This is a genomic window from Micromonospora cathayae, from assembly GCF_028993575.1.
GTDB lineage: Bacteria > Actinomycetota > Actinomycetes > Mycobacteriales > Micromonosporaceae > Micromonospora > Micromonospora cathayae.
In genome coordinates this window covers 842,154-863,952 of record NZ_CP118615.1, presented here as the reverse complement: position 1 = coordinate 863,952, position 21,799 = coordinate 842,154, and the positions used below count along the sequence as shown (strand labels likewise).

At 73.9% G+C, this 21,799-nt stretch carries 27 protein-coding genes; 9 read left to right on the top strand and 18 right to left on the bottom strand.

Annotated features, from left to right (window positions below):
* Positions 1-29: 29 nt before the first annotated feature.
* Positions 30-380 (top strand): YciI family protein, encoded by a 351-nt coding sequence (locus PVK37_RS04065; RefSeq protein WP_275032362.1) that lies wholly within the window; start codon positions 30-32, stop codon positions 378-380.
* Positions 377-1,600, top strand: coding sequence for an RNA polymerase sigma factor (locus PVK37_RS04060; RefSeq protein WP_275032361.1), 1,224 nt, complete (start codon positions 377-379; stop codon positions 1,598-1,600). Before PVK37_RS04065 ends, PVK37_RS04060 begins: the two co-directional genes overlap by 4 nt.
* 186 nt (positions 1,601-1,786) lie before the next feature.
* Here PVK37_RS04060 and PVK37_RS04055 read toward each other — a convergent pair whose 3' ends face one another.
* The 6 genes from PVK37_RS04055 to PVK37_RS04030 all read right to left on the bottom strand — a co-directional run bounded on the left by PVK37_RS04055 (position 1,787) and on the right by PVK37_RS04030 (position 7,826).
* A complete protein-coding gene (locus PVK37_RS04055; RefSeq protein ID WP_275032360.1) occupies positions 1,787-3,043 on the bottom strand; it encodes an RNA polymerase sigma factor in 1,257 nt (418 codons plus the stop codon).
* Positions 3,040-3,444: a YciI family protein gene (locus PVK37_RS04050; protein ID WP_275032359.1), complete on the bottom strand. Its 405-nt coding sequence runs from the start codon at positions 3,442-3,444 to the stop codon at positions 3,040-3,042. The genes PVK37_RS04055 and PVK37_RS04050 overlap by 4 nt, the downstream gene beginning before the upstream one ends.
* 289 nt (positions 3,445-3,733) lie before the next feature.
* Entirely contained in the window at positions 3,734-4,177 is a 444-nt protein-coding gene (locus PVK37_RS04045) for an HNH endonuclease (RefSeq protein WP_275032357.1), read from the bottom strand.
* A 330-nt stretch (positions 4,178-4,507) separates the two neighbouring features.
* On the bottom strand, positions 4,508-5,677 hold the full coding sequence (locus tag PVK37_RS04040) for a hypothetical protein (protein ID WP_275032355.1): 1,170 nt from the start codon (positions 5,675-5,677) through the stop codon (positions 4,508-4,510).
* A gap of 110 nt (positions 5,678-5,787) precedes the next feature.
* Complete coding sequence (locus PVK37_RS04035) at positions 5,788-7,326, bottom strand: hydroxysqualene dehydroxylase (protein WP_275032354.1); 1,539 nt, start codon at positions 7,324-7,326, stop codon at positions 5,788-5,790.
* A gap of 17 nt (positions 7,327-7,343) precedes the next feature.
* Entirely contained in the window at positions 7,344-7,826 is a 483-nt protein-coding gene (locus tag PVK37_RS04030; RefSeq protein WP_275032353.1) for an MSMEG_6728 family protein, read from the bottom strand.
* Positions 7,827-7,893: 67 nt separating this feature from the next.
* Between PVK37_RS04030 and PVK37_RS04025 the strand changes: the two genes are divergently transcribed.
* Positions 7,894-9,792 (top strand): potassium channel protein, encoded by a 1,899-nt coding sequence (locus tag PVK37_RS04025; RefSeq protein WP_275034949.1) that lies wholly within the window; start codon positions 7,894-7,896, stop codon positions 9,790-9,792.
* A 30-nt stretch (positions 9,793-9,822) separates the two neighbouring features.
* Here PVK37_RS04025 and PVK37_RS04020 read toward each other — a convergent pair whose 3' ends face one another.
* Together PVK37_RS04020 and PVK37_RS04015 are read right to left on the bottom strand one after the other, a co-directional pair.
* The gene (locus PVK37_RS04020) at positions 9,823-10,011 is read right to left on the bottom strand and encodes a hypothetical protein (RefSeq protein WP_275032352.1); all 189 of its coding nucleotides are present in this window, start codon (positions 10,009-10,011) and stop codon (positions 9,823-9,825) included.
* 46 nt (positions 10,012-10,057) lie between these two features.
* The gene (locus PVK37_RS04015) at positions 10,058-10,276 is read right to left on the bottom strand and encodes a helix-turn-helix transcriptional regulator (RefSeq protein ID WP_275032351.1); all 219 of its coding nucleotides are present in this window, start codon (positions 10,274-10,276) and stop codon (positions 10,058-10,060) included.
* A 155-nt stretch (positions 10,277-10,431) separates the two neighbouring features.
* Between PVK37_RS04015 and PVK37_RS04010 the strand changes: the two genes are divergently transcribed.
* Genes PVK37_RS04010 through PVK37_RS31805 form a run of 3 tightly spaced genes read left to right on the top strand, consistent with a single transcriptional unit; the run spans position 10,432 to position 11,417 of the window.
* The gene (locus PVK37_RS04010) at positions 10,432-10,719 is read left to right on the top strand and encodes a DivIVA domain-containing protein (protein WP_275032350.1); all 288 of its coding nucleotides are present in this window, start codon (positions 10,432-10,434) and stop codon (positions 10,717-10,719) included.
* The gene (locus tag PVK37_RS04005) at positions 10,719-10,979 is read left to right on the top strand and encodes a hypothetical protein (RefSeq protein ID WP_275032348.1); all 261 of its coding nucleotides are present in this window, start codon (positions 10,719-10,721) and stop codon (positions 10,977-10,979) included. The genes PVK37_RS04010 and PVK37_RS04005 overlap by 1 nt, the downstream gene beginning before the upstream one ends.
* 27 nt (positions 10,980-11,006) lie before the next feature.
* A complete protein-coding gene (locus PVK37_RS31805; protein ID WP_275032347.1) occupies positions 11,007-11,417 on the top strand; it encodes a hypothetical protein in 411 nt (136 codons plus the stop codon).
* Here PVK37_RS31805 and PVK37_RS03995 read toward each other — a convergent pair.
* Positions 11,408-12,652 carry an APC family permease gene (locus PVK37_RS03995; protein ID WP_275032346.1) on the bottom strand — a complete coding sequence of 415 codons (1,245 nt, stop codon included), beginning with the start codon at positions 12,650-12,652 and terminating at the stop codon, positions 11,408-11,410. The two genes, PVK37_RS31805 and PVK37_RS03995, sit on opposite strands and share 10 nt — an antisense overlap.
* A 10-nt stretch (positions 12,653-12,662) precedes the next feature.
* Positions 12,663-13,430, bottom strand: coding sequence for a phosphatase PAP2 family protein (locus PVK37_RS03990; RefSeq protein WP_275032345.1), 768 nt, complete (start codon positions 13,428-13,430; stop codon positions 12,663-12,665).
* Positions 13,431-13,510: 80 nt separating this feature from the next.
* Between PVK37_RS03990 and PVK37_RS03985 the strand changes: the two genes are divergently transcribed.
* Positions 13,511-14,719, top strand: a complete 1,209-nt coding sequence (locus PVK37_RS03985) for a DUF4032 domain-containing protein (protein ID WP_275032344.1) — start codon at positions 13,511-13,513, stop codon at positions 14,717-14,719.
* A 7-nt stretch (positions 14,720-14,726) separates the two neighbouring features.
* Here the strand turns inward: PVK37_RS03985 and PVK37_RS03980 are convergent, their stop codons facing one another.
* From PVK37_RS03980 to PVK37_RS03970, 3 genes are all read right to left on the bottom strand, one after another.
* Positions 14,727-15,236: a GNAT family N-acetyltransferase gene (locus tag PVK37_RS03980; protein ID WP_275032343.1), complete on the bottom strand. Its 510-nt coding sequence runs from the start codon at positions 15,234-15,236 to the stop codon at positions 14,727-14,729.
* 105 nt (positions 15,237-15,341) lie between these two features.
* Positions 15,342-16,244 (bottom strand): hypothetical protein, encoded by a 903-nt coding sequence (locus PVK37_RS03975; protein WP_275032342.1) that lies wholly within the window; start codon positions 16,242-16,244, stop codon positions 15,342-15,344.
* 34 nt (positions 16,245-16,278) lie between these two features.
* Positions 16,279-16,569: a hypothetical protein gene (locus PVK37_RS03970; protein WP_275032341.1), complete on the bottom strand. Its 291-nt coding sequence runs from the start codon at positions 16,567-16,569 to the stop codon at positions 16,279-16,281.
* 177 nt (positions 16,570-16,746) lie between these two features.
* On the opposite strand from PVK37_RS03970, the gene PVK37_RS03965 reads away from it, so the two are divergent.
* Positions 16,747-16,962 (top strand): hypothetical protein, encoded by a 216-nt coding sequence (locus PVK37_RS03965; RefSeq protein ID WP_275034947.1) that lies wholly within the window; start codon positions 16,747-16,749, stop codon positions 16,960-16,962.
* Between the two features lie 37 nt (positions 16,963-16,999).
* Here the strand turns inward: PVK37_RS03965 and PVK37_RS03960 are convergent, their stop codons facing one another.
* The 4 genes from PVK37_RS03960 to PVK37_RS03945 all read right to left on the bottom strand — a co-directional run bounded on the left by PVK37_RS03960 (position 17,000) and on the right by PVK37_RS03945 (position 20,279).
* Entirely contained in the window at positions 17,000-17,497 is a 498-nt protein-coding gene (locus tag PVK37_RS03960) for a DUF3263 domain-containing protein (RefSeq protein ID WP_423790998.1), read from the bottom strand.
* Between the two features lie 131 nt (positions 17,498-17,628).
* Positions 17,629-18,645 (bottom strand): ABC transporter permease subunit, encoded by a 1,017-nt coding sequence (locus PVK37_RS03955; protein WP_275032339.1) that lies wholly within the window; start codon positions 18,643-18,645, stop codon positions 17,629-17,631.
* Positions 18,642-19,637, bottom strand: a complete 996-nt coding sequence (locus PVK37_RS03950; protein WP_275032338.1) for an ATP-binding cassette domain-containing protein — start codon at positions 19,635-19,637, stop codon at positions 18,642-18,644. Before PVK37_RS03950 ends, PVK37_RS03955 begins: the two co-directional genes overlap by 4 nt.
* A gap of 99 nt (positions 19,638-19,736) precedes the next feature.
* On the bottom strand, positions 19,737-20,279 hold the full coding sequence (locus PVK37_RS03945; RefSeq protein ID WP_275034945.1) for an alpha/beta hydrolase: 543 nt from the start codon (positions 20,277-20,279) through the stop codon (positions 19,737-19,739).
* Between the two features lie 166 nt (positions 20,280-20,445).
* On the opposite strand from PVK37_RS03945, the gene PVK37_RS03940 reads away from it, so the two are divergent.
* A complete protein-coding gene (locus PVK37_RS03940) occupies positions 20,446-21,066 on the top strand; it encodes a TetR/AcrR family transcriptional regulator (protein WP_275034944.1) in 621 nt (206 codons plus the stop codon).
* Here PVK37_RS03940 and PVK37_RS03935 read toward each other — a convergent pair.
* On the bottom strand, positions 20,993-21,778 hold the full coding sequence (locus PVK37_RS03935) for a DeoR/GlpR family DNA-binding transcription regulator (RefSeq protein ID WP_275032337.1): 786 nt from the start codon (positions 21,776-21,778) through the stop codon (positions 20,993-20,995). The two genes, PVK37_RS03940 and PVK37_RS03935, sit on opposite strands and share 74 nt — an antisense overlap.
* Positions 21,779-21,799: the final 21 nt, after the last annotated feature.

Below are 21,799 nucleotides of genomic sequence, written 5' to 3'. Positions count from 1 at the left end.
GGGCCGGCGGCGACAGATGGGACGAGACGGTGAAACAGTATCTGCTGAGTGTGATCGAGCCGGACGGTCCCGCGCCGGAGGCCGCGGAACTGGAGAAGATCATGCGGGACGTGGCGGCGGTCGACGCCGACATGCGGGCGGCCGGGGTCTGGGTGTTCGCGGGCGGTCTGCACCCGCCGAGCACGGCGACGCTGCTCCGGGTCACCGACGGGGAACTGCTGATGACCGACGGCCCGTACACCGAGGGCAAGGAGCACCTGGGCGGCTTCACCATCATCCGGGCGACCGACCTGGACACCGCCATCGAGTGGGGTGGCCGGTTGGCGCGGGCCACCACGCTCCCGGTGGAGGTCCGGCCGTTCCACGACGGGCCGGCGTGACGGCTGCCGCCACCGAGCGGGCCTTCCGGGCCGGGTACGGGCGGGCGGTCGCCGTCCTGACCCGGGTCTTCGGGGACCTGGACATCGCCGAGGAGGCGGTCCAGGACGCCTTCACCGAGGCGGTACGGCGCTGGCCGGTGGACGGCCCGCCGCCCAGCCCGGCCGGCTGGATCATCACCACCGCGCGGAACCGGGCGGTCGACCGGCTCCGGCGGGAGGCGTCCCGGGCCGACCGGCACGCGCAGGCCGCCCTGCTGCACGCCCGCGCCGAACCGGAGGAGGAGGGGCCCGTGCGGGACGACCGGCTCCGGCTGATCTTCACCTGCTGCCATCCGGCCCTCGCCACGGGCGCCCGGGTCGCCCTCACCCTGCGGCTGCTCGGCGGGCTCACCACCGCCGAGATCGCGTACGCCTTCCTGGTCCCCGAGTCGACCATGGCGCAGCGGCTGGTCCGGGCCAAGGGCAAGATCCGGGCTGCCGGGATTCCGTACCGGGTGCCGGCGGAGGCCGACCTGCCGGAACGGCTCCGGGCCGTGCTGGCCGTGGTGTACCTGATCTTCAACGAGGGGTACACGGCCAGCTCCGGGGACCGGCTGGTCCGCGAGGAACTCTGCGCGGAGGCGATCCGGCTGGGCCGGCTGCTGGCCGAGCTGATGCCGGACGAGCCGGAGGTGACCGGGCTGCTCGCCCTGATGCTCCTGGTGGAGGCGCGTCGGCCGGCCCGTACCGGCCCGGCCGGCGGGCTGGTGCGCCTCGCCGAGCAGGACCGCAGCCGGTGGGACGCCGACCTGGTCCGTGAGGGGCAGGAACTCGTCCGGCGCTGCCTGCGGCGCAACCGGCCCGGCCCGTACCAGATCCAGGCGGCCGTCAACGCGGTGCACAGTGACGCCCGGACGGCCGCCGACACCGACTGGTGGCAGATCCTGGCCCTCTACGACCAGCTGCTGGTGGTCGCGCCGAGCCCGGTCGTGGCGCTGCACCGGGCGGTGGTGGTCGCCGAGGTCGACGGGCCCGGCCCGGCGCTGACCGAGGTGGACCGGCTGGACCTCGGGCGGTACCACCTCTTCCACGCGGTCCGGGCCGACCTGCTCCGTCGGCTGGGGCGGACCGCCGAGTCGGTGCTCGCCTACGAGGCGGCCATCGCCCGGACCCGCAACACCGCCGAGCGGGACCTGCTCCGTGAGCAGCGGCGGACGCTCGTGGCGACCGGCTCCGGCTGACCGGAGCCGGCGCTCCGGCCCGGGTGGGGCCGGCTGAGCGGGCCGGTGCGCCGGCCAACGGGGACGCTCAGCCGGCCCGGCGGGCCGGCTGAGCCATCGGCACGGGGTGGCGAGCGCGACGACGGGGCAGCCCGCTACCGGGTCGGTCATTCGGGTGCCGGCTCGGTCAGCCGGGCGGCGGGCCGGTCATTCGGGTGGCGGGTCGGTCAGTCGGGTGGCGCGGGCGTGCAGGTACCGCTGGTGCGGCGGGCTGGTCGAGCGCCGGGCCGCCACCAGGTACGCGTCCCGCGCCTCGGCCTTCGCCCCGGCCCGTTCCAGCAGGTGCGCCCGGACCGCGTGGAAGCGGTGCCCCTCGGTGACCCGGACGTCGGTGGCGAGCACGGCGAGCAGGCCCAGGCCGACCTGCGGCCCCTCGACCATCGCCACCGCGACGGCGTGGTTGAGCCGTACCACCGGGTTGTCGGCCAGCCGCAGCAGCAGTTCGTAGAGGGCCACGATCTGCGGCCAGTCGGTCGTCTCCGCCTCCGGGGCCTCGTCGTGCAGTGCGGCTATCGCCGCCTGGATCTGGTACGGCCCGGCCGGCCCCCGGCCCAGCACGGCCTCGACCAGCGCCACCCCCTCCCGGATCGCGGCGGCGTCCCAGCGGCTGCGGTCCTGCTCGGCCATCGGGACCGGTTCCCCGGCCGGGCCGGTCCGGGCCGGCCGGCGGGCGTCGGTGAGCAGCATCAGGGCGAGCAGTCCGGTCACCTCGCCTTCGTCGGGCAGGTGGCGGTGCAGCAGCCGGGTCAGCCGGATCGCCTCGGCGGCGAGCGCGGACCGGTGCAGGTGTGGCCCGGACGTGCTCGCGTACCCCTCGTTGAAGATCAGGTAGAGGACGTGCAGCACCGCGCCGAGCCGGGCGGCCCGGTCCCCGGCCGGGGGCAGCCCGAACGGCACGCCGCTGGCCCGGATGCGCTGCTTGGCCCGGCTGATCCGACGGGTCATGGTCGCCTCCGGCACCAGGAAGGCGCGGGCGATCTCGGCGGTGGTCAGCCCGCCGACCGCGCGCAGGGTGAGCGCGATCTGGGCGTCGGGGGAGAGCGCCGGATGGCAGCAGAGGAAGAGCAGGACGAGCGAGTCGTCCGCAGCGGTGACCGGCTGGTCGGCGGGCGGGGCCAGCCACGCGTCGGCCGGCGCCCGACGGGCCACCCCCGCCTCGCGCTCCCGACGGGCCTGCTCGCTGCGGAGCAGGTCGGTCAGTCGTCGGCCGGCCACGGTGACCAGCCAGCCACGCGGCTGCTCCGGCACCCCGTCCACCGGCCAGCGCAGCGCCGCCGCGACCAGCGCCTCCTGTACGGCGTCCTCGGCGGTGGCAAAGTGCCCGTACCGGCGGACCAGCGCGCCGAGGACCTGCGGCGTCAACTGCCGCAGCAGGCCCTCGACGTCCCGGTGGGGGGTGCTCACAGGCCGAGTTCGTCCACGTTCTCCACGATCGGCCGGACGTCCACGTACTGGCCGGTCGCGTCGGGGTCGACGAACCCGGCGGCGATCTCGGTGGCCCGGTCGAAGCTGGCGCAGTCGACGATGGTGTACCCGGCGAGCACCTCCTCCGCCTCCGGGTACGGCCCGTCGGTCACCACCGGGGTACCGCTGCGCAGCCGCACCCGGCGGGCGTGCACCGGGGCGGTGAGGCCCTGGCCGTCGACCAGTTCGCCGGACTCGACCAGCTTCTGGTGGATCTCCGCCATGTGGGCGTGCATCGCGGCGACCTGTTCGGGCGACATCGGCGGCTTCCCGCCGTCGGGCCGGCCGGCGATCGCGTCGTAGTCCTGCTGCGAGCCGTACAACATGATCATGTACTTCATCGGGTGTTCCTCCTCTGGCGCGGCCCCGTCGGGGTGCCGTCACCAGGTACGTCGGAGCCGGACGCCCCTACCGGACATCCTGCCGTCCGGCGACGTGGCCGGCGGCCGGTACCGTCCGGCGACGTGGCCGGCGGCCGGTACCGGCCGCCGCGCACCCGTCCGGAGCCGGGGACCGGCGGGTGCCGCGCACCCGGCAGGGCGTGAGGGGCCGGCGGGTGCCGCGTCATGGCGTACCGCCACGACGCGACCCCCGTCACCCGCCGGCCGGCCCGTCCCCCCCGGGGCACGGTCAGTGGCCGGCCAGCGCCGCCCAGGTCGGGGCCACCGGTTCGCGCCGCAGCGGCATGCCCGCCTCCTCCGGCGTACGGTCGCCCTTGCGCTGGTTGCAGGCGTAGCAGGCGGCGGTGGTGTTCCGCCAGGTGTTCCGGCCGCCGCGCGAGCGGGGCAGGATGTGGTCGACGGTGCTGGCCGGCGCGGCGCAGTACCCGCAGCAGCGGCCGTCCCGGCGCAGCACACCGGCCCGTGACCAGGGCGGGCCGGCGTTGAACCGCCAGCGGGTGACCACGTACCGGACCAGGCGCACCACCCGGGGCAGCGGGAAGACGCCGACCAGCCGGTCCGGCTCGGCCTCGTGGATCTCGGCGACCCGGCGGCAGAGCATCCGGATCGCGTGCTGGACGGTGACCCGGTGCAGCGGGCCGAGGTCGGCGTTGACGACGAGGACGGCGTTCACCGGATCCCTCCTTCACGAAGCTCTGTCCACGGGCAACGAAAAGCCGCCCGGTCCGACGGCGGGACGGGCGGCTGGGGCCGACGTGCGACGTACGCGCGTCAGTCGGGCCGCCTGCCCCGGCACCGCTCGCCCCGGCGGTCACCCGGGTACGCCGACACGACGGCGCTGAGCTGCCGCAACGTCATCGCGTACTCCCGGGTCGGTGGTGGGCTGTGCGGGATTCACGGTAGGGGCCGGGCGGTGACACCGGCAACGCATTTCGATCACTCCGACCGTCACCCGGACCGGCGGTCCCGGCGGCGGTCACGTTGGCCCGGTGGCGTGGCCCGGTCAGCTCGCCCGGCGTTCGCGGCGGGCGGTGCTGGCGGCACGGGCCGCGTCGAGCGGGCGGCTGACGCAACGGGCCATCTGCACCACCAGCTCGCTGTGCAGCAGCGGCCGGTTCACCTCGCCGGCGACCTGGAGCGCCGGGCCGGAGACGGTACGCCAGATGGCGGCCAGCCCCGCGCCGAGGCCGAGCAGCGCGATGGCGGCCCGGGTGACCGGGGAGCCGGCCGCCGCGGCGGCGCTGACCCCGACCATCACCACCAGGATCAGCACCAGCGGCACCAGCACCGGGTACAGGATGCCGCGTACCGCCCGGACCACCAGCTTCCGGTCCCGGATGATCAGGTTGCGGGCGACGATCGCGTAGTGCTCCTCGTCGAGCAGGTCGCGGGGGTGCAGGCCGCCGGTCAGTACGCCGCGCCACAGGTCGCCCTGGTTACGCAGCTCGTCGGCGAGATCGCGGGGGTCGGATTCGGCCGGGTCGCCGGCCAGCGCGGCCCGGACCGCCGTCGTCCAGCTCTCCAGCGAGCGGCGCACCACCGGCGCGGCGTACGGCGGCAGCACGGTGGCCAGCTCGTCCAGCCAGCGGCGCAGTTCGGTCTGCCGGCCGCCGAACCGGTGCGCCAACTGGTCGGCGTCACACCGCCGTACGGTGTCGGCGAGCGACCGCCCGAGCCGGTACGCGAGCCCGATCCGGTGGTTGGTGGCCATCGCCCAGCGGAGCACGTCCACGTTCAGCTCGTCCAGGGCGAGCAGCATCGCCGCGACGTCGCCGGGCCGGTCGTGTTCGGCCTCCTTGACCCGGGCCTGGGCGGCGGCGGTGGACGGCCCGACGCCGTCGTTGCGGCTCAGCGCGGCGATCTGGCCGAGCGCCACCTCCACTCCGTCGAGGTACATCTGCATCCGGTGCCGGCCGGACATCTCGGTCAGGTTGGACAGTTTCGGTGGTGGGACGCCGGACCGGAGGTCCCCGCCGTTGCGCAGGTCGGCGGTCTGGGCGTGGGCGTACGCGTCGGCCATCCACCAGCCGAGCCGCAGGGCGGTCACCACGCACGCCCGCTCGTCGGCACAGGGGTGTTCGTCGTCCCGGCCGGGCTCGTCGGGGCGGGCCGGCTCCCGCCGGCTGGTCGTCGCCGGCTCGGCGCGGAGCTGCTGGTGGCGTGGCTGCTGCACATGTCCCCCGCTGGCGTTCCGATCCACCTCCGAGCGTATTCGAATACCAGTGCTAATTTCGTGAAACGGTCATTTCCTGCAACGGTCCGGTGTGACCACGTGTCGTCCGGTCAGCGGGGACGCCGGCCGGCGAGCAGACCGCGCGGGCGGATGGACCGGACCGGCTCGGCGGCCCCACCCTCGGCCCGCAGGATGTGGTTCGCGGCGAGGATCCCGGTCGCGGCCGAGCGTTCCATCAGCGCGCTCGGGAACTCCGTTTGCACCCCGTCGCCGGCCAGGTAGAGCCCGGCCGCGTCGGTGCGTACTCCCGGCCGGGTCGGATGGCTGCCCGGCGTGAACGCCGGGGCCTGCGCCTCGACCCGGGCCCGCAGCTCCCGCACCGGCAGCCCGGCCACCTCCGGCCACAGCGTGACCAGCTCGGCGCGCATCCGTTCGGCCAGCTCGTCGGCGGGCACCCCCGGCTCGCAGGCGTACGCGTGCAGCTCCACCACCGACCCGCCGGTCCGCTCCGCCCAGCGGCGGGACTCGTTCTCCAGCCGGTGGTAGAGGGTCACCGAGTCCAGGGTGGCCTGCCGGGACACCCCGTTGAACACCGCCCGGTCGGCGCGTACGTCCCCGTCCAGCCAGTAGCGGGCCACCGCGTACGGCGGCCCCGGGGTGCCGAACGCCGGCATCCGGGCCACCAGCTCCGGGGCGACCGACGCCAGCCCCGGTGACGCCTTGACCAGCGCTGCCAGCGCCGGCGGGTCGACGGCCAGCACCACGTGCCCGGCCCGGTACGCCGTCCCGTCGGCGGTCGCCACCCGCCAGCCGTCCGCGTCCCGGTCCACCGTGGTGGCCGGCGTACCGGTCAGCACCCGGCCTCCGTGCCGCTCCAGGTACCCGGTCAGCGGCTGCCAGACCGCCGTGGCGTAGTCCTCGTCCGGGGCGTCGAACGCCAACCCCTCGGCGTTGCCGAGCAGGTAGAAGTGGAACTGCGCGACCATCTCGGCCGCCGACATCTCCGCCTCGTGGTTGAAGAACGAGTGCGAGAAGACCTCGAACAGCATGGCCCGCGCCCGGTCCGGCAGCCGCAGCGAGTCGAGCAGTTCCTCGGCGGTCCGGCCGTCCAGCTCGGCGTACGTCCGCTCCGGATCGTAGGTGAGCAGCGGCAGGGCGGCGTCCCGGTCCATTCCGCGCAGGTCCCGCAGCCGCAGGCTGGGGCTGCGCGCCAGCAGCGCCAGCAGGTTCATCGGCGGGGCCGGCGGCAGCTTCCCGAACTCCTCGGTCGGCCACTGCGCACTGAGGATCGGGTAACCCGGCACCGGCCGGAGGAACCGCAGCTCCGGGTCGGCCCGGCGGAGGATCGACCGCCAGTTGTAGTACTGCCGGAAGAACGCGTGGAAGCCGTGCTCGACCACCTGACCGGTGCCGTCGGCCAACGTCTCCGGCCACGCGCCGAGCCGACCGCCCAGGGTGGGTGCGGCCTCCAGCACCGTCACCCGGACACCCCGTTCGGCGAGTACCACCGCCGCCGACATGCCGGCGATGCCACCGCCGACCACCACCACGTCGACCGGGCGCGGCACCCGGGCCGCGCCACCACCGCCCGGGTCGACCACGTGTTCCCGTACGCCGATCAACCGGCCGACCTGCTGTGACAACGTCATGTGTCCAGCCTGACACCTCACCCTGGGCCGCAGCGACGGGGACGGTCCGAGGCGGGCCAGACGTACTCCAGGTCGTCCGGTACGTCGCCGAAGAACGGGCGGTAGTGGTCCGGGTCCTTGCGCAGCAGCGACGAACGGTGGCTGCGGTGCAGGTCGTCCCGGCCCAGCCAGGGCGGCAACTCGCCGGCCCCGGCCAGCTCCGCCTGGGTACGCACCCGGTGGACGCCGCAGGCGGCGGCCAGGTCGGTGGTGAGGGTGCCGGCGCAGGTGTCCGCCCGGCCGGTCGCGCACCACACCGCACAGACGTCCAGCCCGTACCGGACCAGGGCCTCCTCGTACCCGGCCCACATCTTCACCGCCGGGTGGTGCCGCCAGCCGTACCCGGGGCGGGTCAACCCGCGCAGCACCTGGATCGTCTCCACCCGCTGCTTGCCGAGCCGGCGCTGGTCCAGCACCCGGGCGCTGGCCAGGAAGTCCGGGTACGGCAGGAACGTCTGCATCCGTCCGGCCTACCCGGTCCGCCCCGCCGCATGCCTGACCGGCCCACCGTGGACCGGAATGGATAGCATGCGGCGCATGGCGGAGCCCCTGCTCGACCGTGCGTGGCGGGCCAGTCGGCGGTTACGTACCAACGGTGGCAACCGCCCGCACTACGTGGTCTGCGGGCACGACCCGCTCGCGTACTGGGTGGTCCGGGCGCTGCTCGCCAGTGAGGTCGCCGCCGGCCGGATCCGGGTCACCCTGGTCGTACCGGAGCGGCAGCGCTCCGACGGGCCGGACGGGCGGGACATCCACGGCATCGACGTGGTCCGGGCCGACCGGCTGGACACCGCGACGTTCCGCCGGGCCGGGCTGGCCGGCGCGGACGGGCTGGCCCTGCTGCACCAGGACGACGTGGGCAACCTGTCGGCGGCGCTCTGCGCCCAGGAGGTCGAGCCGGGGCTGCGGCTGGTGGTCCGGATGTTCAACACCGGACTCGCCAACGGCGTACGGCAGATCTTCCCCGACTCGGCGGTGCTCTCGGACGCCACCATGGCCGCCCCGGCGTTCGTGGCCGCCGCGCTCGGCGAGGTCGCGCCGACCCACTTCCGGCACGCCGGCCGTACCCTGTACGTGGCCCGCCGCGCCGACGTACGCCAGGAGGAGGTCGTCTGCGCGGTCGCCGACCTGCGCGACCCGCGCGAGGTGCGGCTGCTGCCGGCCGACGGGTCCACGGCGGACGTGGTGCTCGCCGAGGCGACCGGCCGGGCCCCGGGCACCGAGCTGGCGGCCCGCCGGCTGGCCCGCGCCCGACGTGACCGCCGCCGACGTCGGCCGCTGGCCGTGCTGGTCCGCGCGGTCCGCAGCTTCGCCACCCGCAAGATCGGCATCGCGGTGCTGGTGGTGCTGGCCCTGATCGGGGTGCTCGGCTGGCTCAACGGCCGGGCCGCCCACCTGAACTGGGCGGACGCGCTCTACCTCACCCTGGTCACCACGCTCAGTGGACAGGACCCGGAGGTCACCAAGCCGCTCGCCGAGCAGATCATGCAGGTGGTGCTCAGCATCGCCGGGCTGGCGCTGATCCCGCTGATCACCGCCGTGGTGGTGGACGGCGTGGTCAACGCCCGGCTGGCGCTGCACTCCGGACGCATCCAACCGGACCGCTCCGGGCACGTGGTGGTGGTCGGCCTCGGCAACGTCGGTACCCGGGTGATGGCCCAGCTGCACGACTTCGGCGTCGAGGTGGTGGCGATCGACAAGCGCCCCGAGCCGCGCGGCGCGTCGCTGGCCCGGCGGCTCGGCGTACCGCTGATCGTCGGGGACGCGGCCCTGGAGGAGACGCTGCGGGCTGCGTCGGTCGGGTCCTGCCAGGCGCTGGTGGTGCTCTCCACCGACGACGGGGCCAACCTCCAGGCCGCGCTGAACGGTCGGGTGCTCAACGAGCAGTTGCGGGTGGTGCTGCGCCTGTTCGACGGCGACTTCGCCGAACGCGTCCAGCGGGCCTTCGGCATCGGCATCTCGCGCAGCGTGTCGTACCTGGCCGCGCCGTCGTTCACCGCCGCGCTGCTGGACCGCGCGATGATCGCCACCATCCCGGTCGGCCGGCACGCGCTGCTGGTCACCGAGGTCTCCGTGGCCGCCGGATCACCGCTGGACGGTCGCCCGCTCGCGGCGGTCGGCCGCCCCGGCAGCGTACGGCTGCTCGCGCACGCCCGCGCCGGCCAGCCCCGCTTCGAGTGGAACCCGGACCCGCGCCTGGTGTTGACGGCGGGGGACCGGATGACCGTACTGGCCCGTCGGGCCGGCCTGACCGCCCTGCTCCGCGACACCACCGCCGCCACCGCGCCGCCCCCGCCCGGAGCCGTACCGCCGGGAGCCGTGCCGCCGGCGGCCCGGTCCGCCCCACCGTCGGAATCGGCCAGCGACCCCGGGTCCTCGACCCCGGCCGAGTCCCCCGGCGGGCCGGACGAGCCGGTCACGCCCTGACCGGCCGCGTTCCCACCGCAGGCACGGCCCTCAGCCGACGTCGCTGTGCTTGTCGGTATCCCCGAGGTGGACGCCATTGACCGAAGCGAGCAGCTGCTCGCGGAACCGGGCCCGGCGGGCGACCCGGTCGACAGAGTCCCAGTCGGGGTGTGCTGCCCGGACGCGGGCCTTGACGTCGCGCCAGTCGGATCCGCTGGGCATCGTCGTGCGAGGAGTCACGCCTCCACCGTAGGAGACATTCGTCGGCTGCCGGCCGAGGCCCCGGTCACCTGGGCTCGTCGTCGTCGGCTGGCGGACGTGGCTGTCGATGCTCGGCGATCCAGGCTTCCACGTCGGCGGCAAGCCAGACCTTCATGCCTTTCAGTTCCTGGTAGGGCCGGGGGAACGAGGGGCGCAGCGCGATCTGCTGGAATCTCGAACGCGAGACCCGCAGGCGTTGGCAGATCTCCCAAGGACCCATCAGTTCGCCCGGTCCGCCGTCCATGACTCGAAACTAGGCACGATCGCGCCTCGCCGAATGGCGCTCCCCGATCGGGGACCCCCATCTTGACAGGGGGGTGCATCGAGGTGTTGGCTGAGGAGGGCCACATCGGGCGGCCGAGCAGCCCACGTTCCACCAGACGGAGTCAGGTGATGCCGATGGAACAAGGTCAGGCAAGTGAGCGGTGCGGGGGCACGGTGTACGTCCGGCGCGGTCTGCTCGGTCCGCGTCAGATCCGCAACGCGAGCTTCAAGTGGTCGCGGTTCGGCCGGCGGGGCTTCGACCCGGCCGAGGTACGGGAGTTCCTGGCCCGGGTCGCCGTCGAGGTCGCCGACCTCCAGGCCGAGATCGTCCGGGTGCGCGAGGAATCCGGTCGGCTCAGGAACGTCATCCGTCGCTGGCACGACCGGCCGGCATCCGGCCGCAACGAGCGGCGTTACCGCTGATGGCGGCCGAACCGGAGCGCTTCGTCATCCACCTGCCGGTGACCGCCGTCGACCTGACCGCCGCACAGCGCGTCGCCCGGGTGGTCGCCCGCTGGACGGGGGTCCTGCCACAGACCGACCCCGGCGAGACCACCGTCTCGTACGAAGACCAGCAGGGCGTACGGCACCGGGTCTTCTGCGACGCCCGGCTGCCCGGCGGCCGGCGCTGCGTCCTCCGTGCCACCCACGACGGCCCCTGCACCCGCCGCCTGACACGCTGACGACACCGGAGAAGCGTTGAGTACGGCGTGTTCACCACGCAGCTTCTGACCAGCCTGGTGCGATCAGCGGCATCCGACGACGCCGTCCGTCAGGTGCTCGGCGACGTGTTGCCCTGGACGGTCCATCTGCCCGAGCCGGACCTGGACGGCCTCGTGGCCGAGCTGGTGACGGTGACGCGGGACGGGACCGCACCGGAGGATCCGTCAGCGGCCGCGGTGCTCCTGGCCCAGTGGCGGCACACCGCGGAGGTCTTCGCCGATCCGGTCCTGCTGGAGATCCTGACCCGTAAGCCGGCCGGCGACGGAGGGCCGGTCCCGGTGCCGGACGGCCTGGGCGGCCAGCTCCCGTTTACCCGCCTCGACGGCCTCTTCGCCGCCGGCCCGCTCCACCTGCTCGGCGCGGATGTCCCGCCACCGGACGAAGCTGTTCATGACTGATCTCCCCTGAACCGGTGGCGGGCGGCGTACCAGAGGGTGCCGACGGCGAGGACGCCGAAACCGGCCAGCACGCTGGACAGTGGCAGGCTGACCGCGAGCACCAGGCAGCCGACCAGCCCGAACACCGCCAGCGCCCGTACCGGCAGCCGCCGACCCGGGTCCTTCCCCAGCGTCAGCGCCGCCGCGTTGGTGATCGCGTAGTACACCAGCACCGTGCAGGACGAGAAGCCGATCGCCCCGCGTACGTCGGCCAGCAGCACCACCGCGACCACCACGGCGGCCACCGCCAGCTCGGCGCGGTGCGGCACCCGGTACCGGGGGTGCACGGCGGCCAGCGGGCCGGGCAGGTCCCGGCGGCGGGCCATCGCCAGGGTGGTCCGGCCGACCCCGGCGACCAGGGAGAGCAGCACCCCGGTCACCGCGACGGTCGCCCCGGCGCGGACCACCCAGGCCAGACCGGGCAGGCCGGCGGCGGTCACCACGTCGGCCAGGGGCGCGGTGGAACCGGCCAGCGCGTCGGCCCCGAGCACGCCGACCGCCACCACCGCCAGGACCAGGTAGATCGCCAGCACGATGCCCAGGGCCAGCGGTACCGCCCTCGGGATGGTCCGTTCCGGGTCGCGGACCTCCTCACCGAGGGTGGCGATCCGGGCGTACCCGGCGAACGCGAAGAACAGCAGCCCGGCGGCGGTGAGCACGCCCGGTCCGGGGCTGCCGGGGGCACCGATCCGGTCGACGGAGAACGCGCCGACGCCGGTCACCGCGACCAGGGCCAGCACCGCCAGCACCACCCCCACCAGGATCTTCGTCGCGGTGGCGGTCTTGCCGATGCCGCGCAGGTTGACCGTGGTCACCGCCACCACGGCGGCGACCGCGACGAGCCGGGCGCGCTCCGGCCACAGGTACGCCCCGATGGTCAGCGCCATCGCCGCGCAGCTCGCCGTCTTGCCGACCACGAACCCCCAGCCGGCCAGGAACCCGGCGTACGGGCTGAGCCGCTCCCGCCCGTACACGTAGGTGCCGCCGGACTCCGGGTAGCGGGCGGCGAGCCGCGCCGAGCTGGTCGCGTTGCACCAGGCGACGAAGCCGGCGACGAGCACCGCGAGCAGCAGGCCCGCGCCACCGGCCGCCGCCGCGGCCGGCGCGAACACCACGAAGACGCCCGCGCCGAGCATCGAGCCCAGACCGATGACCACCGCATCGGGTACGCCCAACCGGCGCGCCAGTCGCTCCACCAGCCCGACCCTAGGGGTACGAGATGAACGGCCGGTCCCAGTTCCGCAACCGGCCCGGCAGCGGTACGTCGTCCCACGGCACCCGGTGCAGGATCCGGTCCAGCAGCAGCCCGAGCAGCAGCCCGGCCACCGAGTCGGTGATCCAGTGCCAGCCCAGGTAGGTGGTGGTGAACATGACCACCACCGGCGGGACGACCCGGACCACGGTGACCAGTCGGGGCGGCACGCTCCGGCCGAAGCTGCGCAGCAGCGGGGCCAGCAGCAGCGCCAGCACGCCGTACCAGACGATGGCGTTGGCGACGTGCCCGGACGGGTACGACTGGGCGAACCGCAACGGCAGGTCGTCCTGGAACAGCGGGAGGGTCTGCTCGGCCGGCAGGAACGGCTCCTTGACGCTGGCGCTCGGCGCGGGCCGGGCGGTCCACACCTTCAGCGGGCCGATGGTGAAGGTCGTCAACACGAACGCCACCACCGGCGGCAGGATCGGCCGGACGGAGCGGAGCCGGACCGCCAGCAGCACCCCCAGCCCTGCCGCGAGCAGCGTCAACGGGGTGCCCTGGCCCAGATAGTTGAAGACCACCGCCGTCCAGTACGCCACCGGCGGCCGGTGGTCGGCGGCCCAGTCGGCGACCGCCCGGTCCAGGCCGAAGAGCTGCCCGGCGGCCAGCGCCACGGTGATTCCCACCAGCGCGGCCAGCAGCAGCGCGTCGCACCACCAACCGGCCGGCCGGACCGGTCTGAGCTGGACTTTCCGCCGTACCGTCGGGGTCTCGCGCACGACGGACACGCTACCGGCCGGCTGTGGGCCGAACCACGAAGGGAAGCGCTCCGGCGGGGGTAGGCGTCATGCTTGTCGGCGTGCGGATCACTTCGGCTCTCGTCGACCCGGCGCTGCTCGACCTTCCCTGGTCGACGCCGCTGGAGGAGTGGCCTGCCGAACACCTGGTGGCGCTCCCGCAGGGCATCTCCCGGCACATCGTCCGGTTCGTCCGCCTGGGCGGTTACGTCTACGCGGTGAAGGAGACCGGGGAGCGGGTCGCCGAACGCGAGTACGACCTGCTCCGGGCGTTGGAACGGATCGACTTCCCGTCGGTGGAGGCGGTGGCGATCGTCGCCGACCGGCGTACCCCGGACGGAGAGCCCCTCGACCCGGTGCTGATCACCCGGCACCTCCAGTTCTCCCTGCCGTACCGGGCGCTGTTCTCGCACACGCTGCGTCCGGAGACCCTGGAGCGGCTGCTGGACGCGCTCGCCGCGCTGATCGTCCGGATGCACCTGACCGGCTTCTTCTGGGGTGACTGCTCGCTGTCGAACACCCTGTTCCGGCGGGACGCGGGCGCGTTCGCCGCGTACCTGGTCGACGCGGAGACCGGGGCGCTGCACCACTCCCTCTCCAACGGTCAACGCGGCGAGGACCTGGAGATCGCCCGGGTGAACATCTTCGGCGAGGCGCTGGACCTCCAGGCCGCCGGCCTGCTGCACGAGTCCATCGACCCGGAGGTGGTCTGCGAGGAGGTCGTGCAGCGGTACGAGCGCCTCTGGCACGAGATCACCTACGAGCAGCAGGTCGAGCGGCAGGCCCGGCACGACGTCGAGGGCCGGATCCGTCGCCTCAACGAGCTGGGCTTCGACGTCGCCGAGGTGGCGCTGTCCACCATCGACGACGGGCGCTACCTGATCCGCCCGAAGGTGGTCGACGCCGGCTACCACACCCGACGGCTGCTCCGGCTGACCGGCCTGGACGCCGAGGAGAACCAGGCCCGCCGGCTCCTCAACGACCTCGACGCGTACCGGGCCGAGAGCGACCTGACCGACGAGCAGCAGGCCGCGCACCGCTGGCTGACCGAGGTGTTCGAGCCGGTGGTCCGGGCGGTGCCCGCGAACCTGCGCCGCAAACTGGAGCCGCAGGAGCTGTTCGCCCAGATCATCGAGCACAAGTGGCTGCTGTCGGAGCAGGCCGGCCGGGACGTCGGGATGCGGCACGCGGTGCAGTCGTACCTGGCGGACGTGCTGGTGCACCGCCCCGACGAGCAGGCCGTCCTCGGCGTCGAGGTGAGCCAGGTCTGACCGGGGGTCAGCGCGGCAGGGCCGGGGAGTCCAGGGAGATCTCGGCGTGTACCTGGTCGCCGTCCGTACGGAGCTTCGCGCCGCACCTGGTCAGTACGGAGAGCGCGCCGGTGTTGTCGGCGGTGGTCTCGGCGACGACGGTGTGCATCCCGTGCGCGGCGGCGGCGTTGAGCAACTCGCGCAGGGCCGCCGCGCCGACGCCCTGCCCCCGGGCCGAGAGCCCCAGCCACATGCCGGTCTCGACCGTCCCCGGCTCGGGACGACGGGCCATCCGGATCATGCCGACCACCTCGCCGCCGAGCAGGATCGCGTACATGACCGTGCCGGTGTCGCCGTCGAAGCCACCGAAGTGGGCCCGGTGGAACTCCCGGAACGCGTCCCGGCGGGCCAGCGACCAGCCGGCCGGGGCCTCCACCGGCGGCATCACGTCACCCGGCTCCGCCTCGGCCGCAGCCACCGAGAGCAGCGGTTCCAGGTTCCTCTCGTCCACCGGCTCCAACCGGACGTCTCCAGCCACGTGCCGCAGTCTGCCGGTACCACCCGGGCGGCGTCCACCTGATCGCCCGTCCACCACCGGTCCGGCGGCGGGTACCGGCCGGTCGGTGGGGGTGAGTGGTCCTCATCACGCTCCGCTGTCGTACGGCTTCTTTCCGGTGGGAAACTCGCAGAGTACGACGGACGCGTCGTCGGACCGTTTGTGCCGCCGCAACCGGTCCGGGTGGTCCCGTTCGGCGGCCCGGACCCGTTCGATCAGCGCGGCCGGGCCGGCGGTGGTGACCAGGTCCAGCAGGCCGTCCCAGTCGAACAGGCCGAACTGGTCGACCGCGCTGGACGCCCCGTCGCTGAGCAGGACCGCCCGGCGCAACGCGTCCGGACCGTGCAGCGGCACCGTGCCGGTCACCGCGTGGTACGCCGCCTCGGGATCGCTCGCGGCGACCCAGTAGCCGTGCGTCCGGTTCATCCGCTCGCGCTGCACGGTGACCGCCCGCCGGAACCGCACCGCCGGATCGTCGGCTGCGGCCCGATCGTCGCCGCCGACCGTGGCCCGATCGTCGCGGCCCCCGGCCGGGACGGTCCGGGCCACGGAACGCAGCTCGGCCAGGGCGGTCTCCAGCCGGTCGTCGGAGACGACCCGGATCCGGCCCCCCACGTCCAGGACCAGCGGACTGTCGCAGAGGACGAGGAAGTCGGCCCGGTCGCCGTCCTCGCGCAGCAGGCAGACGGTGGCGGACGGGGTGCCCGGATGGTCGAGGTCGCAGACCCCGCCGTGGTCGGCGCGGACCGCCAGGACGGCCGCCGCCAGGTTGCTCATCAGGGTGGCGGCCGGGCGTGCCGCCTGGGCCAGCCCGATCCGGGCGGCGAGGTGCCGGACGTACCAGACCGGTCCGTGGACGCAGCCGGTGTCGAAGCCGTCCGGCACGGTCGCGCCGTCGAGGACCCCGACCAGCGGCCCGAACCGGAGGACCAGGTCCTCGTTCTCCAGCCGGTCCGGGGACGCGGTGGATGCGGATCTGACCTGCATCATCGTTCTCTCCCGTGGTGGCGGACGGTGCCCGGTGTCACGGCGGCGGTCCGCCGGGGACGTCCGGCCCGTACCGGGGCTGTCCGGTGTACGGCTCCTCAGCGGTGTACGGCGCGTCCACGGCCCCCTCGGGCATCGGTACCGGCGGGGGGAACGGGGTCGGACGCCGGTCCTGTGCAGACCCCACCGGTACCCGCCCGCCACGGCCGAGGACAGGGTTCCGTCCGAGCCGGTGCCACGAGCGGGCGAGCCAACCCAGCAGCAGCCCGGCCGCGCCGGCGACGACCAGCGGGGTCGTCCGGCGGCGGTCAGGCGGACGTACCGGCATGCGTACTCCCCTCGTCGGGCCCGTCCTGTCGACCGGGACCCGGCCCGGCTACCCGTCCGGTATCGCGACATGCCTTGACCGGTGGGCCGATCGGGTCAACCCGCTGAGTCGTGACGATGACCGAGGGTAACGTGAACCCTCGGGAGGCTGATGTCCAGCACGACGGGGGGACCGCTGATGTTGCAGCAGTTGCACAAGTCCGGCCTGCGGTCGGAGCACGCGTACGTGGCCGGGTTCGTCAGTATCGGCCTTTCGTTCACCAGTTGGTTCCTGTCGAAGCACCTGGAGAGGGCGGGGGTGGCCCGGGCCGACCGGTGGGGCATCTTCATCGGGGAGTGGGCGCCCACCTTCTTCGCCATCGGCAACGGGCTGCGGACGTACGAGACGCGTTGAGCCGTCGCGGACCGCGACCGTCGGGCGGGGTTCGGCTTCAGCGGCGTCGGTTGCGGGCCCGCGACGAGCGCAGCCGGCGCAGCCGGCCGACGAGCAGCGGGTCGGCGGCCAGGGCCGCCGGATTGTCCAGCAACGCGTTGAGGAGTTGGTAGTACCGCGTCGCGGAAAGTCCGAAAGTGTCCCGGATGGCCTGTTCCTTGGCCCCCGCGTGCCGCCACCAGTGCCGTTCGAAGGCCAGGATCTGGATCTCCCGCTCGGTCAACCCGCTGTGGTCGCCGCCGTCATCCGCACCCGTCCCGCCGGCCAGGGTCGGATCCGCTTCGCCGGGTGGGGTCGGCTCCGTCCCGGCGGGCGGAGCCGGGGGTGGCCCGGTGGGCGGGGCCGGGGGCGATCCGGTGGTGGTGGACTCGACCTCGGGTGCGGACCGGGGCGGCGGAACGCCGACCGCCGTGGACTCCGGCTGGTCCCGCTCGGTACGGCCGGGGAACGCGTCGGCGGACGGCTGCATGGCGCTCCTCGGGCAGGCGGCCGGCACGGCGACGCCAACCGGGAACCCCAGGGTAACCAGGCCGCGCCCGAACCGCACCGGCCGGCGCGGCCGGGGGCGTCGACGGGGTGCCCCTGCGGTGCGGGAAGCTCCGACAGGGGCACCCGGTGGACGTCACCTCAGGCGATGTCGCGGCGGCGCATGGACCAGACGGCCGCACCGAGGGTGAGCACCAGCCCGGCGGTGAGCCACCAGGCCGAGTGCTGCCAGGTGAGGACGAGCGTGTCGGGCTCGCAGCCGGACACCGCGGAGAAGTTGCACGCCTCGTAGTTCTCCAGCTTGACCTCCTTGTCTATCCAGGCCAGCGCGTACGTCGGGATGAGCCACGCCTCGGGGAACTTCACGTCGGCCAGGGCCAGCACGATGCCGAGCCCGAACTGGCCGACCACGGCGACAGCGATCACCCCGCCCAGGGCGAAGGCGGTGTGCCGGCCCAGCGACGCCAACCCGAAGCCGATCACCGCCGCGACCACCACCAGGGCGAAGCCGCGCAGCCCGGTGAGGCCGAAGGACTGCCAGACGCCCCCGGTCATCTTCGCGGTGCTGCCCCGGAACGAGGCCACCGCCCAGAACGCCGCCGTCCAGGCGACCACGCCGGCCAGGAACACCCCGATCACTCCGGTGAGCAGCGCCGCCAGCTTCGTCAGCAGGACGTTCAGCCGCTTGGGCCGCCACAGCAGCAGGTTCATCATGCCGCCGGTGCTCCACTCGGCGCCGACGAAGGACGCGCCGACCACGAGGGCGATCAACGCCAGGATCGCCGAGTAGGTGACCAGGGTGGACCCGAAGTTCTCCCGGAAGTCGAAGGTGGAGGGGAGGTACCACCGGGCCTCGAACGCCTCGCGGGGCGGTGGGGTGATGACCGAGCAGTCGTCGGGGAACCGGCCGTCGTTCGGCTCCCCGGCCGCCTCGGCGCGTTCACAGGCGGCCCGTTCCTGTTCGGCGTACCGGACCTGCTCCTCGTAGTTGGTCTGGGCCTGGCGTTCGGCGGCGGCCTGCTGTTCCGGCCCGATCCGTTCGTTGGTGACGAACGCCCCGACCGCCACGGCGGCCAGCACCAGCAGGCCGATCAGGGTCATGTACCGGGTGAAGCGGCGCTTGCCGAGCCGGCGCAGCTCGGTGACGTACAGGCTCATGCTCCCCAACCTCCTGCGCTGCCGCCGCCGACCTTGCGGGACTCGTCGACCTGCCGGTGCTGACCGGGGACCGGCGCGGTGGCGGTGAGTTCGAGGAAGACGCTCTCCAGGTCGGCGGTGACCGGGGCCAGTTCGCTGACGTACAGGCCGCTCTCGGCGAGCAGCCGGGTGACGTTGGCCGGTTTGTCCACCCCGGCCAGCATCAGGTGGTCGTCGTACGCGGTGACCTGCACGCCGGCCCGGCGCAGCGCGTCGGCGGCCGGCGGCAGGTCGGTGACCGCTTCCAGGCGGACCCGGACGCTGCCGCCGGAGTACCGGGCGAGCACCTCGTCGACCGGGCCGAACGCGACCCGCCGGCCCAGCGAGATGATGGTGACCGAGTCGCAGATGAGCTGGATCTCGCCGAGGATGTGGCTGGAGAGCACCACGGTCATCCCGGCGGCGGCCAGGTCCCGCATCAGGGTCCGCATCTCCCGGATGCCGCCCGGGTCGAGGCCGTTGGCGGGCTCGTCGAGGATCAGCAGCTTCGGGTTCTTCAGCAGCGCGGACGCGACCGCGAGGCGTTGCTTCATGCCGAGCGAGTACGTCTTGACCCGCTCGCCGGCCCGGTCCCGGAGGCCGACGAGTTCCAGCACCTCGTCGACCCGCTGCCGGGGCACCTCGCCGGCCCCGGCCAGCAGCGACAGGGTGTCCCGCGCGGAGAAGTGCGGGAAGAACTGCGGGCTCTCCACGATCGCGCCGACCTGCCCGGCGACCTCGGGGAGCGCGGCCGGCACCTCCTTGCCGAGCAGCGCCATCCGGCCGCCGTCGGCCCGGATCAGGCCGAGCAGCGTACGGAGGGTGGTGGTCTTGCCGGAGCCGTTCGGGCCGAGGAAGCCGTGTACCTGCCCGGCGTCGACCCGCATGTCGAAGCCGTCCAGCGCGTGCCGTTCGCCGCGCCTTCGGCTCTTGTACGTCTTGCGTAGACCTTCTATCTCCAGTACGGCGGGCACGTTGACCTCCCCCGCTCGGGTGTACGACGGGAGGGATGATACTGCGTTATCCGTAGTAGTGTGCGCCGCAACGCCGTTCCCGCCGGGGCCGTTCCGGCGTCAGCGGACCGGGGTGCCGCTCCCGGCGTGGGTGGCGACGGCCTCCACCAGGCGGGGCCACAGGTGTTCCTGGACGGCGTGCCCCATCTGCGGGTGGATCTCGGCGCGGGCGCCGGGGATCCGGGCGGCCAGCGCGGCGGCCGCCTTCGGTCGGACGACGGGGTCGTCGGCACCGTTGATCAGTAGCGTCGGCACCCTGATCTCGCCGATCCGGCCGGTCAGCTCCTCGCTGGCGCGGCCGGCGGCGAAGTGTCGTTGCGTGGTGCCGACGTCCCGGGGGGACCGGGCGTGGCTGATCCGGGCGACCTGCCGGGCCCATTCCTCGTCGAAGGGCTGGCCCGGCGCGGACAGCATCCGGACGATCTCGACCAGGGTGTCCACGGCCTGCTCGTCCGTGCCGACGGATCGGACGTTGCTGGCCATCTTGGCGAACATCCCGAAACGGACGTAGCGCGCCACGTCGATCTTCCGCCAGGGCATGGTGGTCAGGCCGGTGACCGTGCGGACCCGCTGCGGGTGCAGGACGGCGGTGCTCAGGGCCAGGGCGGCCCCCGAACGATCCGCCGAGCAGGTGTGCCGACCGCCAGCCGAGGGCGTCCATCACGGCGACGCCGTCGTCGACCATGTCGTGCAGGGTGTAGGGCGGCTCGGGCGCGCCCCGGAACAGCAGTTTGAGCAGGTTCTCCCGGTGCGGTGAGGAACCCGTGGCCTGGACGCGGTGTCGCTGCGCGAGGTCGCCCAGGCGGCCGGGATCTCCATGGGCGCGGTGCAGCACTACTTCGCCACCAAGGACGAGATGCTCGGCTACGCCCTGCGGCACTGGTTGCGGCTCAGCGTCCACCAGGGATTCTCGGCCCGGGTCCGGACCCGGCTGGCCGGCGGGACGACACCGACCGCCGTGCTGTCGGCCCTGGCCGCCGAGTACCTGCCCTACGACGAGGCCAGCCGGTTCGACGCCCGCGTCGGGGTGGCCTTCCTGGCCCGCGCCGCCGTCGCCCCGGACCTCGCTGCCGCGCTGGCCCCGGCGTTCGCCGGATTCGTCGCCACGCTGGCGGGCGCGCTGGCCGGAGCCGGGGTCCGGGAACCGGACAGGCCCGGCGGCTGGCCGCGATCCTGGACGGGCTGCGTCCGGCGGTACTGCTCGGCGCCCTCGACCGCGACGAGGCGCTACGCATCGTGGACCGGCACCTCGACGGCGTGCTCAGCCCCCACCCGGCAGCGGAAAGTCCCCGGGAAACCGCCTGACGGCCGGCGGTTCAGGCGCAGACGACCTTCACTCCCGCGGCGCGGAACTCCTCGACCACGGCCGGTGCCGCCCCGGAGTCGGTGACCAGCGTCTCCACCCGGTCCACCGGGCAGATCCGGGCGAAGGCGTGCCCGCCCAGCTTGGACGAGTCGGCGATGATCACCACCCGCTTGGCGCGGGCCACCATCAGGTTGTTCATCGCCGCCTCCCCCTCGTGGTGGGCGGCGGCCCCGAGGTGCGGGTCGATCGCGTCCACGCCGAGCAGGGCGACGTCCAGGGTGACCTCGCGCAGCAGCGCCCCGCCCAGCGGGCCGACCAGCTCGAAGGACTTGGGCCGGACCACCCCGCCGGCCACCACGACCTTCATCCGGGACCGGACCAGCAGCTCGTTGGCGATGTTCAGCGCGTTGGTGACCACGGTCAACTGGGCACCCTCGGCGCTGGTGTTCAGGTCGGGTCGCACCGCCAGGGCGCGGGCGACCTCGGTGCTGGTGGTGCCCCCGTTGAGGCCGACCACGGTGCCGGGGGAGACGAGCGCGGCGGCGGCGGCCCCGATCCGCTGCTTCTCCGCCGAGTGCTTGGCGGTCTTGTAGCGCAGCGGCAGGTCGTACGAGACGCCGTTGGCGACCGCCCCGCCCCGGGTACGCGTGATCATCTGCTGCTGGGCGAGCTGGTCGAAGTCCCGGCGGATGGTGGCCTGGGAGACGTCCAGCCGTTCCGCCGCCTCCTCGACGCTGACCCGACCGTTGTCGGTCAGCATCTCCAGCAGCGCGTTCCATCTCGCGTACCGGTCCACCCGGGGGCCTCCAGTGGCTGC

Excerpts from the sequence above, each read along its gene's own strand:
- PVK37_RS04005 (WP_275032348.1), top strand. The coding sequence starts at position 10,719 with ATGGCGGCCGAACCGGAGCGCTTCGTCATCCACCTGCCGGTGACCGCC.
- PVK37_RS04015 (WP_275032351.1), bottom strand. The coding sequence starts at position 10,276 with ATGGACGGCGGACCGGGCGAACTGATGGGTCCTTGGGAGATCTGCCAA.
- PVK37_RS03975 (WP_275032342.1), bottom strand. The coding sequence starts at position 16,244 with ATGATGCAGGTCAGATCCGCATCCACCGCGTCCCCGGACCGGCTGGAG.
- PVK37_RS04050 (WP_275032359.1), bottom strand. The coding sequence starts at position 3,444 with ATGAAGTACATGATCATGTTGTACGGCTCGCAGCAGGACTACGACGCG.
- PVK37_RS04010 (WP_275032350.1), top strand. The coding sequence starts at position 10,432 with ATGGAACAAGGTCAGGCAAGTGAGCGGTGCGGGGGCACGGTGTACGTC.
- PVK37_RS04030 (WP_275032353.1), bottom strand. The coding sequence starts at position 7,826 with ATGCAGACGTTCCTGCCGTACCCGGACTTCCTGGCCAGCGCCCGGGTG.
- PVK37_RS04025 (WP_275034949.1), top strand. The coding sequence starts at position 7,894 with ATGCGGCGCATGGCGGAGCCCCTGCTCGACCGTGCGTGGCGGGCCAGT.
- PVK37_RS03955 (WP_275032339.1), bottom strand. The coding sequence starts at position 18,645 with ATGAGCCTGTACGTCACCGAGCTGCGCCGGCTCGGCAAGCGCCGCTTC.
- PVK37_RS03970 (WP_275032341.1), bottom strand. The coding sequence starts at position 16,569 with ATGCCGGTACGTCCGCCTGACCGCCGCCGGACGACCCCGCTGGTCGTC.
- PVK37_RS03965 (WP_275034947.1), top strand. The coding sequence starts at position 16,747 with ATGTTGCAGCAGTTGCACAAGTCCGGCCTGCGGTCGGAGCACGCGTAC.
- PVK37_RS04035 (WP_275032354.1), bottom strand. The coding sequence starts at position 7,326 with ATGACGTTGTCACAGCAGGTCGGCCGGTTGATCGGCGTACGGGAACAC.